General features: G+C 61.1%; 15 protein-coding genes. 10 read left to right on the top strand and 5 right to left on the bottom strand.

The window, feature by feature from the left end; genetic code table 11:
* Positions 1-2: 2 nt before the first annotated feature.
* Complete coding sequence (locus F8N96_RS20995; RefSeq protein WP_150799443.1) at positions 3-368, bottom strand: histone-like nucleoid-structuring protein, MvaT/MvaU family; 366 nt, start codon at positions 366-368, stop codon at positions 3-5.
* Positions 369-659: 291 nt separating this feature from the next.
* Here F8N96_RS20995 and F8N96_RS20990 point away from each other — a divergent pair, with 291 nt between their 5' ends.
* On the top strand, positions 660-1,208 hold the full coding sequence (locus tag F8N96_RS20990) for a hypothetical protein (protein ID WP_150799442.1): 549 nt from the start codon (positions 660-662) through the stop codon (positions 1,206-1,208).
* Positions 1,209-1,790: 582 nt separating this feature from the next.
* Complete coding sequence (gene msrA, locus F8N96_RS20985) at positions 1,791-2,297, top strand: peptide-methionine (S)-S-oxide reductase MsrA (RefSeq protein ID WP_150799441.1); 507 nt, start codon at positions 1,791-1,793, stop codon at positions 2,295-2,297.
* 27 nt (positions 2,298-2,324) lie between these two features.
* Here the strand turns inward: msrA and F8N96_RS20980 are convergent, their stop codons facing one another.
* A complete protein-coding gene (locus tag F8N96_RS20980) occupies positions 2,325-3,323 on the bottom strand; it encodes a bile acid:sodium symporter family protein (RefSeq protein ID WP_150799440.1) in 999 nt (332 codons plus the stop codon).
* Positions 3,324-3,679: 356 nt separating this feature from the next.
* Between F8N96_RS20980 and F8N96_RS20975 the strand changes: the two genes are divergently transcribed.
* From F8N96_RS20975 to phnE, 5 genes are all read left to right on the top strand, one after another.
* Complete coding sequence (locus F8N96_RS20975) at positions 3,680-4,210, top strand: glyoxalase superfamily protein (RefSeq protein ID WP_150799439.1); 531 nt, start codon at positions 3,680-3,682, stop codon at positions 4,208-4,210.
* 183 nt (positions 4,211-4,393) lie between these two features.
* Positions 4,394-5,245, top strand: coding sequence for a putative selenate ABC transporter substrate-binding protein (locus F8N96_RS20970; protein ID WP_150799438.1), 852 nt, complete (start codon positions 4,394-4,396; stop codon positions 5,243-5,245).
* On the top strand, positions 5,242-6,039 hold the full coding sequence (locus tag F8N96_RS20965) for a phosphonate ABC transporter ATP-binding protein (protein ID WP_150799437.1): 798 nt from the start codon (positions 5,242-5,244) through the stop codon (positions 6,037-6,039). Before F8N96_RS20970 ends, F8N96_RS20965 begins: the two co-directional genes overlap by 4 nt.
* Positions 6,033-6,860 (top strand): PhnE/PtxC family ABC transporter permease, encoded by an 828-nt coding sequence (locus F8N96_RS20960; protein ID WP_150799436.1) that lies wholly within the window; start codon positions 6,033-6,035, stop codon positions 6,858-6,860. The genes F8N96_RS20965 and F8N96_RS20960 overlap by 7 nt, the downstream gene beginning before the upstream one ends.
* Complete coding sequence (gene phnE, locus F8N96_RS20955) at positions 6,857-7,624, top strand: phosphonate ABC transporter, permease protein PhnE (protein ID WP_150799435.1); 768 nt, start codon at positions 6,857-6,859, stop codon at positions 7,622-7,624. The genes F8N96_RS20960 and phnE overlap by 4 nt, the downstream gene beginning before the upstream one ends.
* Positions 7,625-7,650: 26 nt before the next feature.
* On the opposite strand, the gene F8N96_RS20950 is transcribed toward phnE, so the two are convergent.
* From F8N96_RS20950 to F8N96_RS20940, 3 genes are read right to left on the bottom strand one after another with little or no spacing between them, the layout of a single operon-like run.
* Positions 7,651-9,159 carry a tripartite tricarboxylate transporter permease gene (locus F8N96_RS20950; protein WP_150799434.1) on the bottom strand — a complete coding sequence of 503 codons (1,509 nt, stop codon included), beginning with the start codon at positions 9,157-9,159 and terminating at the stop codon, positions 7,651-7,653.
* A 24-nt stretch (positions 9,160-9,183) separates the two neighbouring features.
* A complete protein-coding gene (locus tag F8N96_RS20945) occupies positions 9,184-9,678 on the bottom strand; it encodes a tripartite tricarboxylate transporter TctB family protein (RefSeq protein ID WP_150799433.1) in 495 nt (164 codons plus the stop codon).
* Positions 9,675-10,646 carry a tripartite tricarboxylate transporter substrate binding protein gene (locus F8N96_RS20940; RefSeq protein ID WP_150799432.1) on the bottom strand — a complete coding sequence of 324 codons (972 nt, stop codon included), beginning with the start codon at positions 10,644-10,646 and terminating at the stop codon, positions 9,675-9,677. The genes F8N96_RS20945 and F8N96_RS20940 overlap by 4 nt, the downstream gene beginning before the upstream one ends.
* A 223-nt stretch (positions 10,647-10,869) precedes the next feature.
* On the opposite strand from F8N96_RS20940, the gene chrA reads away from it, so the two are divergent.
* From chrA to F8N96_RS20925, 3 genes are all read left to right on the top strand, one after another.
* The gene (gene chrA, locus F8N96_RS20935; protein ID WP_150799431.1) at positions 10,870-12,066 is read left to right on the top strand and encodes a chromate efflux transporter; all 1,197 of its coding nucleotides are present in this window, start codon (positions 10,870-10,872) and stop codon (positions 12,064-12,066) included.
* Positions 12,067-12,295: 229 nt separating this feature from the next.
* A complete protein-coding gene (locus F8N96_RS20930; protein ID WP_150799430.1) occupies positions 12,296-12,646 on the top strand; it encodes a DUF6152 family protein in 351 nt (116 codons plus the stop codon).
* Positions 12,646-13,158, top strand: coding sequence for a DUF6644 family protein (locus tag F8N96_RS20925; protein WP_150799429.1), 513 nt, complete (start codon positions 12,646-12,648; stop codon positions 13,156-13,158). The genes F8N96_RS20930 and F8N96_RS20925 overlap by 1 nt, the downstream gene beginning before the upstream one ends.
* Positions 13,159-13,184: the final 26 nt, after the last annotated feature.

Genomic DNA, 13,184 nt, shown 5'->3' with positions numbered 1-13,184 from the left:
CATCACTTGGTCAGCCAGGACTCAACGGTGGCTGAGCCATGTTCTGCTTTCCACTCCTTCAGCGTCTTATGATTGCCGCCTTTCGTTTCGACGACTTCGCCAGTGTGGGGATTCTTGTAAACCTTCACCTGGCGTGGCTTGCGGGTGCCGCTCTTCGACTCCGCAGCGGGTGCGCGGCGACCAGCCTTGGGATCGAGTAAATTGACGATGTCTTTCAAGCTGTAGCCATACTTGGCAAGCAGGGCACGAAGCTTCGTTTCAAACTCGATTTCCTGCTTCAGGCCTGCGTCACCCTTCAAGGCCTCAAGCGCTTGGAGCTGCTCGGCCAAATGTCTTTCAAGCTGACGAAATTCTGCGAGTTTGGACATGAGATATTTCTCCCTGATTGTTAACCTGACTTTACACCCAAAACAGTATTTCGTTTTGAATAAACACGCATCGCCTTGGTCAAACTTATACCTTTCTACATCTCCATCTGAGCTTGCTTCAGGAACAGTGCAGATTCTGAACTAATGTGTCACGCAACGACCGCAAGCTATTTTAACGGCTAACATCCCCACGTGAGGAAATTGCCAGCACGGTATAGCGAGTAGAGCACTAGAGATCGGCAGGCGATCCACGATTCATTTCAAACTCAAAAGGTCTGAAGGAGCTGGGATATGAACAAGCTGGGCGCGATCTTTCTTCTACTCGTGGCAGGCACTGCCCATTCTGCTGAACGTCTGACAACCGTTCAGGTTTCGGGACTCTTTGTTCCTGGATCCCAAGCGCTGGGGAAAGCGCAAGGATTTACAGAGTGCGTTGATTTCCAAAACTACCTATCGTGCACACGCAGCAAGCCAATGGTCGTTTTTGGCGCAACCGCCAGTAGCGCTGAAATAACACTGGATGTCACGGACAACTTTTCCATCGAGGCAGATCCTATGGGAAGCCCCAAGATCACGGATGTGGCACTGGAGAAACTGACCTACCGATCCATTCGCCTGGAATTTCAACCAGAAGAGCGCGAGGCTCTGGAAAAAGCACTGCGCGCTGATGGATGGTTCGCCGTAGGCAACGAAAAACGCCGCGAATTTTATAAGGAGGGCATCCCCGCAACCTTCCGCGTCGGTGGCGCCTATACCACGTTGAGTCCTGTCGACATCAGCGAGGTCAGCAAACGGGCTTCCAGACTGGAGGCAAAGGCCGACCATTCAAGCATCAACTAGGATTTACCCGATCCGGCGCGGGAAATGCAGCGTGACACAGAGCCTCGCGGCGCCGGCTCAACTTCATCGCCGCTTTATGGCGGATCGTTGAATCCGTGTCCCGTCGATTCAAATACGCCACCCGCAGCCCTCACGAAAAAGCCCGCACAAGGCGGGCTTAGTGAGTGAAAGTTGAGTAGGTGGCCAGCGCTGGTCTCTGGCTTACAAGGTTTATCAGGACTCTGACAGAAGAGTTTTGCGCTCTTCTGCTTCACACGGCATAAGGGCTGGATCTCAGCGCGGAGATCTTTCTAACCGTGTACCCTTCGGAACGCGCCCCACGTTTCCTCGCTATCCGCTTTGCGCATCAGTCTGCGTCTTCACCTACAACTTCAGAGTAGCAAAGAAGCGCTAAACGTTGAACTCGATTTTTAGACCGATTTCCTTCATGAAAAACGGCGGCTGGAAGCAAAAATACTATGGCCAGCCGCCCACTGATGAAATTGACGTTCGCACGGGCCGGGGTCGATACTCGGCAGCCCGGTGAGAGCATTTGCGCCGAGACATTCACCGGGCAAATTCACTGAGCGCAAGGACTGTAAAATGAGCACGCGAACTGAAAAGGCCGTTCTGGCCGGCGGTTGTTTCTGGGGCATGCAGGCTCTGATCAGGCGCCAACGCGGCGTGTTGTCCACGCGGGTGGGCTATACCGGCGGCGATGTGGACAACGCCACCTATCGCAACCATGGCACCCACGCCGAAGCGATCGAGATCGAGTTCGATCCGGACCTGATCAGCTATCGCCAGGTCCTCGAGTTTTTCTTCCAGATCCACGACCCGACGACGAAGAACCGTCAGGGTAATGATATCGGTACAAGCTACCGCTCTGCCCTGTTCTACCTCGACGAAGAACAGCAGCGCGTGGCCCAAAACACGGTGGCCGACGCCGATGCCTCCGGTCTCTGGCCCGACAAGGTGGTCACCGAGATCGTGCCCGCCGGCCCGTTCTGGGAAGCGGAGCCGGAGCATCAGGACTATCTCGAACACTATCCCAACGGCTACACCTGCCATTTCATCCGGCCGGACTGGAAGCTGCCCAAACGCGGATGATGGTTTGGGTGGCTCAAGTCCTGACGATCAGGGATCGACCTGGCCCATCAGTTCCGCGACCGTTTCCGAGCGATTGGCGAAGCGCTGCGCCAACACCGCACACACCATCAGCTGAATCTGGTGAAACAGCATCAGCGGCAGGATCAACACCCCCAGGGTGCTGCCGGCGAACAGCACCTGGGCCATCGGCACACCGGTCGCCAGGCTTTTCTTCGAACCACAGAACAGGATGGTGATGCGGTCTTCCTCATTGAAGCCCAGGGCTTTGGCCGACACGGTGGCGATCACCAGCACCAACGCCAACAGGATGCAGCACACCACCACCAGCCCGGCCAGCGCCCAGAGCGGAATCTGATGCCAGATGCCTTCGACTACCGCCGCGCTGAACGCACCGTAGACCACCAGCAGGATCGAGCCCTGATCAACGAATTTCAGCCAGTGCTTGTTGCGCGTTACCCATGCACCGATCCAGCGCCGGGCAATCTGTCCGGCAATGAACGGTAGCAACAGTTGCACGCTGATTTTCAGAATCGCATCGAGGGTCGAACCGCCCTCACCGTGCACATCCAGCAGCAAGGTCACCAGCAATGGCGTGAGAAAGATCCCGAACAGGCTGGACGCCGCCGCACTGCAAATCGCCGCCGGAATGTTGCCACGGGCCAGAGAGGTGAAAGCGATCGCCGACTGTACAGTGGCGGGCAGTGCGCAGAGGTAGAGCATGCCCATGTACAGATCGTTGCCGATCAGCGGTGACAACAAGGGTTTGAGCGCCAGGCCGAGCAGCGGGAACAGGACAAAGGTCAGGCCGAACACCAGCAGATGCAGGCGCCAATGTCCCGCACCGGCAATGATCGACTCGCGCGACAGCTTGGCGCCATGGAGGAAAAACAGCAGGCCGATGGCGATGTTGGTCAGCCAGCCAAAGCCGACGCCTATTTGACCGCTGGCCGGCAGGATGCTGGCGAGAACCACCACGCCGATCAAGGTCAGGGTGAAGTTGTCAGGCAAGAAGCGAGGGCGGGTCATAAGCATCATCCGGGCGCCGGGAACGTAGCGACGACTGTAACCTGCCTGCTGTTGACCGGCTAACGCCAATAAGCCAGTAGATGCCGCCAAAAGGACAACAGACGCTTTGTTCTCGATTCGCCAGTACCCTGGCCATTGAATGTCTTCACTGAAGTCCCCCGTGACGGTGACGAACTGCCAGGAAAACCTTCCGCACCCGCCAGCGCCTATGTATCATCAGCCCGGGCCGCTGCTGCCCGCCGCTCGCTTCCGCCGGGAAAGGTGAAAGCATCTGTTTTTTCCCAATCATGTCGTATCTCTTGACGGTCGGGATTTGGCAACGCGAGCACCAGAATGCCTCGACTACAGGAGTAACGATGTTTTCGATCGAACAAGCCAAGCAGATGGCCAAGCGGCTGCGTGCCTCGCTGGAGACGCGCAATCAAGCGGTGCCTCACGCCACCGCGCTTGAACTGGTTGCGCAGCAACTGGGCTACAAGGACTGGAACACCGCGTCAGCGATGCTGCCCCAGGAACACACCCCACCCGCGATTACGTTCGACAAACCCATCCCGATATTGCGGATGTTCGACGAAATCAAGGCACGGGAGTTTTACCTGGATTTCCTGGGTTTCAGCGTCGAATTCGAGCACCGCTTCGAAGCCGATCTCCCGCTGTACCTGGGGATCAGCCGAGACGGCCTGCAACTGCATCTGTCCGAACATCATGGCGATGCGAGCCCCGGTTCCACGGTATTTGTGCCCATGCACAATATCGAACGGCTGCGGGATGAATTGCTAGCCAAACGCTATGGCTACGGACGGCCGGAAATTGTTCAGCAGGGCTGGGGCCAAGTCCTGGAAGTCCATGACCCTTTCGGTAACCGGATTCGGTTTTGCCAAAGCTGATCCTGCCTCGCGGACTGGGCAGGCCCGGTCCGCCCTGGGTTGATTGTCACCCTTGACGATGGGTGGCAATTGGGCCCGGGCGGTCATTATCGCTCCATTTCGTCTACCCTCACCAAGCGCCTTGCAGCATTAGCCTGTGCCCGGCGCCTTGACATTCTTGCGTTAATGTACCGGAGAATTTTCATGTTCAAACGCCCCCTGGCATTGGCCGTCGGCTTGACCCTGTCTTTTTGCACCCTGCTGGCCCAGGCCGCCGACACCCTGAAAGTCAGCGCCATTCCCGATGAAGCGCCCACCGAACTGTTGCGCAAGTTCAAGCCGCTTGGCGCTTACCTGGAACAGCAATTAGGCATGAAGGTCGAGTTCGTGCCCGTGAGCGACTATCCGGCCGTGGTCGAGGCGCTCGCTACCGACCGGATCGACATGGCCTGGCTGGGCGGCTTCACGTTTGTGCAGGCCCGCCTGAAAACCGGCAATGCCATACCGCTGGTACAGCGCGAACAGGACGCTCAGTTCACCAGCAAATTCATCACGGCCGACCCGGCCGTCAAGTCGCTGGCCGACCTCAAGGGCAAGACCTTTGCCTTCGGCTCGGTGTCCTCCACTTCAGGCAGCCTCATGCCGCGCTTTTTCATGCTCAAGGACGGCATCAAGCCGGAAACCTACTTCAGTCGAGTGGGCTACTCCGGTGCCCATGACGCCACCGTCGCCTGGGTCCAGGCCGGCAAGGTGGACGCCGGAGTCCTGAACGCCAGCGTCTGGGAAAAACTGGTCGCCGCCGGCAAGGTCGACACCACCAAGGTCAAAGTGTTTGCCACCACCCCGGCCTACTTCGATTACAACTGGACGGTGCGCGGGACCCTCGACCCGGCGCTGGCGGCGAAGATCAAGGCCGCCTTCCTGGCGCTCGACCCGGCGAAACCGAAGGACAAGGAAATCCTCGATCTACAGGCCGCCAGCCGGTTCATCGAAACCAACCCTGACAACTACAAGGGCATCGAAGAAGCCGCACGCGCCGCCGACCTGCTCAAATGACGTTGCACCTGACCCAGGTCGGCCTCACCCACGCCAACGGCGTCCGGGCGCTGCATGGCGTGGACCTGCACATCTCGGCACGGGAACAGGTCGCCATCATCGGCCCGTCCGGGGCGGGCAAGTCGAGCCTGCTCAACCTGCTGGCCACCGCCCTGCGCCCTGGCAGCGGTGAGTTGCAGGTGCTCGGCGAGCGGGCCTGGCAGCTGTCTGCCCGGCAGCGCCAGCGTCTGCGCGCGCGCATCGGGCTGATCCATCAAGCGCCCCCGCTGCCACCACGCCAGCGCGTGGTCACCGCGGTCCTTGCCGGCAAGCTGGGCCAGTGGAGTCTGGGCAAGAGCCTGCTCAATCTGTTGCATCCGCTGGATATTCCGGGCGCGCGCAACGCATTGGCCAGGCTGGACCTGGGCGACAAGTTGTTTGCGCAATGCCAGCAACTGTCCGGTGGCCAGCTGCAGCGCGTGGGCATCGCCCGGGTGTTGTATCAAGCGCCCGAGGTGTTGCTGGCCGATGAGCCGGTATCGGCCATGGACCCGGTGTTGGCCGAGCACACGCTGTCGGTGCTGTGCCGCCATGCCCGGGAACACAACGTCACCCTGGTCGCCAGCCTGCATGCGGTGGAACTGGCCCTGGCGCATTTTTCGCGGATCATCGGCTTGCGTGACGGGCAGATCCTGTTCGACCTGCCCGCCGATGCCGTCGACCGCGAGCTGCTCGACAAGCTCTACGCCAATGAGCAGCTGCAGTCGTCGCCAGTGCCTCCGGCGCCCTTGGTTGTGCAGATTCCCCGATGCTGAGTCGCGATACCCGAGATCCCGCCACCCGCCCCCGCCTGCTCCTCACGCTGCTGGCCCTTGTCCTGCTATGGCCTGGCATCCACTTCAGCGAGTTGGACCTGAGCGTACTGGTAGCCAGTGACAGCCAGAGCGAGATCGGCAAGTTCGTGTCAGCCTTCTGGCCACCCGCCCATGACGAGGCGTTCATCGAGCTGTTGTTGCAAGCCACCCTGCAGACCCTGGCCATCGCCACGGCCGGCATGGCCCTGGCGTTGCTGTTGGCAATCCCCGCCAGCCTGCTGGCCAGTCGTGCCCTGTCGCTGTCCGCTGCCTCCCGTGCCGGCCACCCGGTTTTTTGGGGCCGACTGCTGCGCTGGCCCGTGCGCGGCGTGCTGATCTTCCTGCGCAGCGTGCCGGAAATCGTCTGGGCCCTGCTGTTCGTGCGCGCCGTCGGCCTCGGTCCGACGGCCGGGGTGCTGGCCATTGCCATTACCTACAGCGGCATGTTGGGCAAGGTCTACGCGGAAATTTTCGAATCGGTCGACCAACGCCCGGCCCACGCGCTGCTGCAGTCCGGCAGCGGTCGGCTGGCCGCCTTTTGCTACGGGATCCTGCCCAATGTCGCTGCAGAGCTGTTGTCGTACACGGTGTACCGCTGGGAATGCGCCATCCGCGCCTCGGTGGTGATGGGCTTCGTCGGGGCCGGCGGCCTGGGCCAGCAAATGGACCTGTCGTTGCGCATGTTCGCCGGCGGTGAGGTAGCCAGTCTGTTGCTGACGTTCCTCGTGCTGGTGCTGCTCGCCGATCAACTCAGCCGCCTGCTGCGCTGGAGGCTGACATGAATCGCCTGTTGAACCTGGTCCTGCTGCTGTGCATCGGCGCAGCGGTCGTTGCTTCGTTCATCTACCTGGGCATCGACCTCGGCGAGCTCGGCGGCAGTGGCAACCTGAACCGGATGGGCGCTTATGCCCAGCGTTTTCTCAGCCCGGACCTGAGCGCGGGCCATCTGCAAGCCATCGGTCACGGCGCCCTGGAAACCATTGCCATGTCTGCCCTGGGCACCCTGCTCGCGGCGGTCTTCGGTCTGCTATTGGCATTGCCCGCGGCTGGACGCTTCGGCTGGCCTTTGCAAAGCGCATCGCGCCTGGTGCTCAATGCCCTGCGCGCGGTGCCGGAACTGGTGTGGGCCGCGCTGATGGTGCTTGCCGCCGGCCTCGGGCCCAATGCCGGTACCCTGGCATTAGCCCTGCACACCACCGGCGTGCTCGGCCGGCTGTTCGCCGAAGCGCTGGAAAATACCCCGCCGCAACCCGCCGAAGCCATCCGCCTGCAGGGCGGCAATGCGGTTTTGGCGTTCTGTTACGGGACCCTGCCCAACCTGTTTCCACAGCTGCTGGCCTACATCCTGTACCGCTGGGAAAACAATATCCGCATGGCCAGCGTGCTCGGCTTCGTCGGCGCCGGGGGTTTGGGACAAATGCTCTATGTCAGCCTCAGCCTGTTCCAGGAAGCTCAGGCCAGCACGGTGATTCTGGCCATGCTGATCCTGGTATTCGCCGTCGACACCTTGAGCAGCTGGAGCCGTCAACGCTGGGTCAAGGCCTGACGCAAGCGTTCACCGCAACGACCGTCTCAATCATCCTCATGCAACTTGATACCCCGCGCATGCAGCAGATGAGGCACCAGCAGCACCAGCAATGTCAGCGCCAGGAACGCCGCCGAGATGGGTTGCGTCAAAAACACCGTCCAGTCTCCCTCGCTGATGGACAAGGCGTTACGCAGTTGTTTCTCGGCCATCGGCCCCAGCAGCATGCCGACGATCACCGGGGCGACGGGGAAGTCGAAGCGCCGCATCAGCACCCCGCCCCAACCGATCGCCAGCATCAGCAACAGATCGAAGGAAGAGTGGCGCATGCCATACACTCCGATGGTGGCGAACACCAGAATGCCGGCATTCAGGTACGGCCGGGGGATCTGCAGGAGTTTGACCCAGAGGCCCACCAGCGGCAGGTTCAACACCAGCAGAATGACGTTGCCGATGTACAGCGAGGCCACCAATGTCCAGACCAGGTCCCCCGAGGTCTCGAAGAGCATCGGTCCCGGTTGCAGGTTGTAGTTCTGGAACGCGGCCAACAGGATCGCCGCGGTGGCGGAGGTGGGAATGCCCAGCGTCAGCAGCGGCACCAGAGAACCGGTGGCGCTCGCGTTGTTGGCGGCTTCGGGGCCGGCGACGCCTTCGATGGCGCCCTCGCCCTTGCTGGCGGCGAATTCTTTCGGGTATTTGCTGAGCTTGCGTTCGGTCGAATAGGACAGAAAGGTCGGAATTTCGGCACCACCGGCCGGAATGGAACCGAAGGGAAAACCGATCAGCGTGCCCCGCAGCCAGGCGGGCACCGAACGCTTCCAGTCGGAGCGCGTCATCCACAACGAGGTCAACCGATGCCGGCCGGCTGCTGCTTCTTTTTGATAGAGCAGGCTGTACAAGGCCTCGCCCACGGCAAACAACCCGACCGCCACGAGCACCACCTCAATGCCATCCACCAGCTCGGGGACTCCCAAGGTGTACCGGGCAATGCCCGAAGTCGAGTCCAGGCCGATCAAGCCCACGGTCAGGCCGATCCCCAATGACGCGAAACCTCGCAGCATCGAAGCCCCGAGTACCGCAGACACTGTAGTGAAGGACAGCACCAGAATCGCGAAATACTCCGCGGGACCGAACTTGAGCGCGAGTTTGGCCACAAGAGGGGCAAACAGGGTCAGCAGTACGGTCGCGATGGTGCCAGCCACGAATGAGCCGATCGCCGCCGTGGCCAGGGCCGGCCCCGCACGACCGTTGCGGGCCATGAGATTGCCCTCCAGGGCCGTGACCATGGACGACGATTCACCGGGGGTGTTGAGCAGGATGGAGGTGGTCGAGCCGCCGAACTGGGCGCCGTAATAGATACCGGCAAACATGATCAGGGCCCCGGTGGGATCGACCTTGGCGGTGATCGGCAACAGCAGGGCCACCGTCAGCGCCGGCCCGATCCCCGGCAAGACACCAATTGCAGTGCCCAACAAACAGCCGATAAACCCCCACATCAGATTGATCGGCGTCAGTGCCGAGGAAAACCCCATCGCCAGGCTTGCGAGAATGTCCACCCTATCGATCTCCTTCGGCCCGGTTCAGATCCAGGCGTTGACCAGGGGCGGAAGGGAAACCCCCAGCCCGGCGTTGAACAGCCAGTAAATCGGCAGGGTCAGGGCCATGCCGATGGCGAGATCGCGCACCGGGCGGCGGCTGCCGAAACCCCGTGCCGAACAGGCAAACAACAACGCGGCGGCCAACACGAACCCGATGAAGTTGATGAGCAAGGCGACCCCCAGCAGGCCCGCCGTGACCCAGGCCGCACCGGCCTTTCCACCGGGTATAACGCCAGCCGTCCCGTCGGTGTCGTCGGCCAGTTCGCGAAATCCACCCGTGATTGCCTGATAGCTCAGGAACAGGCCCACGGCGCCGAGGAATACCGCTACGGCAAAGGGATAGACGTGCGCCCCGAGGATGACGAACCCCATCTCCGGGGGAAACCGATACGCGCCGAACGCCAACACGGCGCTGATGGCCATCACGCCGATGCCAATCGCCAGTTGAGTCGGCACAATCGCGCGAGGCTGAGTCATTTCGCAACCAGCCCGACCTCGACCAGCATCGCACGCAGCCGCACGTGCTCTTCGTCGACGAATTTGCCGAACTCGTCGCCGGTCAGGACGTTGGCTGACCATTTGTTGGTGTCGATATTGTCTTTCCAGACTTTACTGTTGGTCGCGGCCACGACCGCGTCGGTCACTTCCTTACGCTGCTGCGGCGTAAGGCCTGCTGCGCCGTAAACGCCACGCCAGTTGCCGATTGTCACGTCATAACCACTCTCTTTGAGCGTCGGCGCATCGATGCCGGCCACACGCTCGGGCGCGCCGATCGCCAGTACTCGGAACTGGCCGTTTCTGATGTACTGGCCAAGTTCGGCATACCCCCCGGTGATTACCTTGATCTGGCCACCCAAGGCCTGGGCAACGACTTCACCGCCACCGGCAAACGCGACGTAATTGACCTTGTTGACCGGAACGCCCATTTTGCCCGCCAGCTCGGCAATCCCGATGTGATCGATCGACCCTTTGGAACCACCGCCCCAGGCGATACTGGTCGGCTTGTCTTTAAAGGCTTTGAGCAAGTCCTCCAAGGTCTTGAATTCGGACTCCTTGCGTACCGCGAGCACATTGTATTCGGTGAACAGCCGGGCGATCGGAGTCACGTCCTTCAAGGTGATTTGCGGCTTGTTCTGTTCAATGGCGGTCACCATGATCGCGCCAACGACCAGCAGCGCATTCGGGTCGCCTTTGGTGCTGTTGGCGAATTGCGCCAGCCCCAGGGTCCCCCCTGCTCCGCCCTTGTTCTCGAAGGTGGTGGATTTCGCCGCTTTGGCCTCGACCAGGGCTTTGCCCAGCACCCGTGCGGTCTGGTCATAACCGCCACCCACGGAGCCCGGGGCCATGAACTTGACAGTGTCCAGGGCAAAGGCCGGTGCTGCAAGGGCCGCAGCAGTAATGCCGACTGCAAGGTAACGATTGAATCGATGGAACAAAGCGGACATGAGTCGTCTCCCGATTGCATTATTTTTATCGTCGCCGGCTGAACGTCGATCAGGGCGCAATCCCTGTTCAATGAAGCCTGGCCTGCGGATAAGCGTAGGCCATGCTCGGGACGACGGCATACAACGATGAGTCGCTTCGAAAGGGAGCGTGTTTTACAGTCATCCAACCTCGCTATCGTCGTTGGATTATTGAACCGGATCCGTTTATCAGGAAGGCGAATACATGGCCAACGCTCTTGCCGATGACCGCAGCAGTGCGTGGTCGGTGTTTCTGATCTTTCTGCGCCTCGGGCTGACCTCTTTCGGCGGCCCGATTGCGCACCTGGGCTATTTCCGCGATGAGTTCGTCACACGCCGGCGCTGGCTGAGCGAAGGCAGTTACGCGGATCTGGTCGCCCTCTGCCAATTCCTGCCGGGACCTGCGAGCAGTCAGGTCGGCATTGCGCTGGGAATGTCCCGGGCGGGATACGGCGGGGCGCTGGCGGCCTGGGCCGGTTTTACGCTGCCTTCGGCGATTGCCCTGATCCTGTTTGCACTGGGCATTTCCCGATATGGCACTGCCATTTCCCCCGGCGCTCTGCATGGCCTCAAGGTCGTGGCCGTTGCGGTAGTCGCGCAAGCGGTATGGGGCATGGCGCGAAACCTGTGCACGGACGTGCCGCGAGTCACCCTCATGGCGATCGCGGCGTGCGTCGCCCTGCTCGAACCGTCGGCCTGGGGCCAGGTCAGCGTGATCGCCGCCGCGGCCGTTGCCGGCCTCCTGCTGTTCAAGCCCGGGCAGAGTGCCGGCCACGATCCGCTGCCGATCACGATCAGACGCCGGACCGGGGCAATCTGGCTGATGCTGTTCCTGGCATTGCTGGTTGGCCTGCCCCTCCTGGCCCAGATGTTGCCCAATCAAACCGTGGCGATGGTGGATGCCTTCTATCGGGCCGGATCACTGGTATTCGGTGGGGGTCACGTCGTTCTGCCGCTGCTGCAAGCCGAAGTGGTGCCCACCGGCTGGGTCGGCAACGATGCCTTCCTGGCCGGCTATGGTGCCGCGCAGGCGGTACCCGGACCTTTGTTTACTTTCGCCGCGTTCCTTGGCGCGTCGATGAGCCTCGCCCCTTCGGGCTGGATCGGCGGCATGATTTGTTTGTTGGCGATCTTCGCGCCGGCTTTTCTGTTGATCATGGGCGTCTTGCCTTTTTGGGAGCGCTTACGTCGCAGTGTGCGCACCCAGGCCGCACTGGGCGGGGTGAATGCGGCGGTGGTCGGCCTGTTATTGGCCGCGTTGTATCAGCCGGTCTGGACCAGTGCCATTTTCCAGGCCCAGGACTTTGGCCTGGCGCTGGTTGCCCTGGTGGCGCTGATGTTCTGGAAACTCCCGCCCTGGCTGGTGGTGATCGCAAGCGGGGTCGCGGGCTGGCTGTTGTAGGAGCCGGCTTGCCGGCGAACACGGCGGTACATTCGGTAGAGGTGTCTTCTGACAAACCGCTTTCGCCGGCAAGCCGGCTCCTACAGGGGTTTTTTCCAGAAACACTTATCCCTGCTGGCGCGGTACAGCGCTGAACAATGCCGAGTTATTCTAAAACCATCTGCGCTGAAACCCTGACCTGGTGCGTCAGGCGTCAAGTTGATCAATAACCAGCAACAGGAAACGTATTATGAAAGGCATGCTCGGCAGCATTGGATTGTCGCTCTTACTGACGGCAACGGCGGCATTCGCCCATCACGGCTGGAGTGAATACGACTCCAGCAACCCCTTGACACTGAACGGCACGATAGAAGAATCCGGCTACTCCCATCCCCATGGTTTCGTGCGCCTCAAGACAGCGGACAAGACCTGGACCGTCGTCCTCGCACCGCCCTCGCGCATGGAGAATCGCGGCCTGACCCGGGACATGCTGAGTGTGGGCAACACGGCCACCGTGGTCGGCTATCAGAATCGCACCAAGCCTGACGAATTGCGCGCCGAACGTATCACGGTCGACGACAAAAAAACGGAGCTGCGATGATGCAGGCCGTCGATAGCAGCGGTGGAACGGGTCAGGACAACTGGCTGGACTGGTTGGGCGACTCGTCGCTCGGGGCAGCCATGCGCGGCGACCTGTGGCTGTATCCGATGGTCGAGGTGGTTCACATCATCGGTTTCTCGGTGCTGTTCGGCGCGGTCCTGATGTTCGATCTGCGGGTGCTCGGGCTGTCGAAAGACATTGCGGTCACGGCCCTGGCTCGCCACCTCCTGACCTGGTCGATTGCGGCCCTGCTGTTGGTCGTGCCGGCCGGGCTGCTGATGTTTTCCGCCCATCCCCATGATTTCGCCTCCAACGGCGTGTTTATCCTCAAGCTGTGCCTGATCGCTACGGCGGGCGTCAATGCCGCCCTGTTCCACGTCGGTGTCTACCGCTCGGTCAACCGATGGAACACCGCCGTTGCAGCGCCTGGCATCGCAAAGATCCAGGCGCTGTTTTCGATCGCGCTATGGGTGACCGTGATCCTCTGCGGTCGACTCCTGGCGTATACCTGAGCCAACTCACCTCCGGCGGCTCTGAC

The sequence above is a fragment of the Pseudomonas fluorescens genome (genome assembly GCF_902497855.1).
GTDB classification, from domain to species: Bacteria; Pseudomonadota; Gammaproteobacteria; order Pseudomonadales; family Pseudomonadaceae; genus Aquipseudomonas; species Aquipseudomonas fluorescens_BI.
Note: the sequence above shows the minus strand (reverse complement) of the source record. Positions and strands in the feature narration are given on the sequence as shown.

Bases quoted from the DNA above. Each gene is read 5' to 3' on its own strand.
- F8N96_RS20995 (WP_150799443.1), bottom strand. From the start codon at position 368: ATGTCCAAACTCGCAGAATTTCGTCAGCTTGAAAGACATTTGGCCGAG.
- F8N96_RS20990 (WP_150799442.1), top strand. From the start codon at position 660: ATGAACAAGCTGGGCGCGATCTTTCTTCTACTCGTGGCAGGCACTGCC.
- msrA (WP_150799441.1), top strand. From the start codon at position 1,791: ATGAGCACGCGAACTGAAAAGGCCGTTCTGGCCGGCGGTTGTTTCTGG.
- F8N96_RS20980 (WP_150799440.1), bottom strand. From the start codon at position 3,323: ATGACCCGCCCTCGCTTCTTGCCTGACAACTTCACCCTGACCTTGATC.
- F8N96_RS20975 (WP_150799439.1), top strand. From the start codon at position 3,680: ATGTTTTCGATCGAACAAGCCAAGCAGATGGCCAAGCGGCTGCGTGCC.
- F8N96_RS20970 (WP_150799438.1), top strand. From the start codon at position 4,394: ATGTTCAAACGCCCCCTGGCATTGGCCGTCGGCTTGACCCTGTCTTTT.
- F8N96_RS20965 (WP_150799437.1), top strand. From the start codon at position 5,242: ATGACGTTGCACCTGACCCAGGTCGGCCTCACCCACGCCAACGGCGTC.
- F8N96_RS20960 (WP_150799436.1), top strand. From the start codon at position 6,033: ATGCTGAGTCGCGATACCCGAGATCCCGCCACCCGCCCCCGCCTGCTC.
- phnE (WP_150799435.1), top strand. From the start codon at position 6,857: ATGAATCGCCTGTTGAACCTGGTCCTGCTGCTGTGCATCGGCGCAGCG.
- F8N96_RS20945 (WP_150799433.1), bottom strand. From the start codon at position 9,678: ATGACTCAGCCTCGCGCGATTGTGCCGACTCAACTGGCGATTGGCATC.
- F8N96_RS20940 (WP_150799432.1), bottom strand. From the start codon at position 10,646: ATGTCCGCTTTGTTCCATCGATTCAATCGTTACCTTGCAGTCGGCATT.
- chrA (WP_150799431.1), top strand. From the start codon at position 10,870: ATGGCCAACGCTCTTGCCGATGACCGCAGCAGTGCGTGGTCGGTGTTT.
- F8N96_RS20930 (WP_150799430.1), top strand. From the start codon at position 12,296: ATGAAAGGCATGCTCGGCAGCATTGGATTGTCGCTCTTACTGACGGCA.
- F8N96_RS20925 (WP_150799429.1), top strand. From the start codon at position 12,646: ATGCAGGCCGTCGATAGCAGCGGTGGAACGGGTCAGGACAACTGGCTG.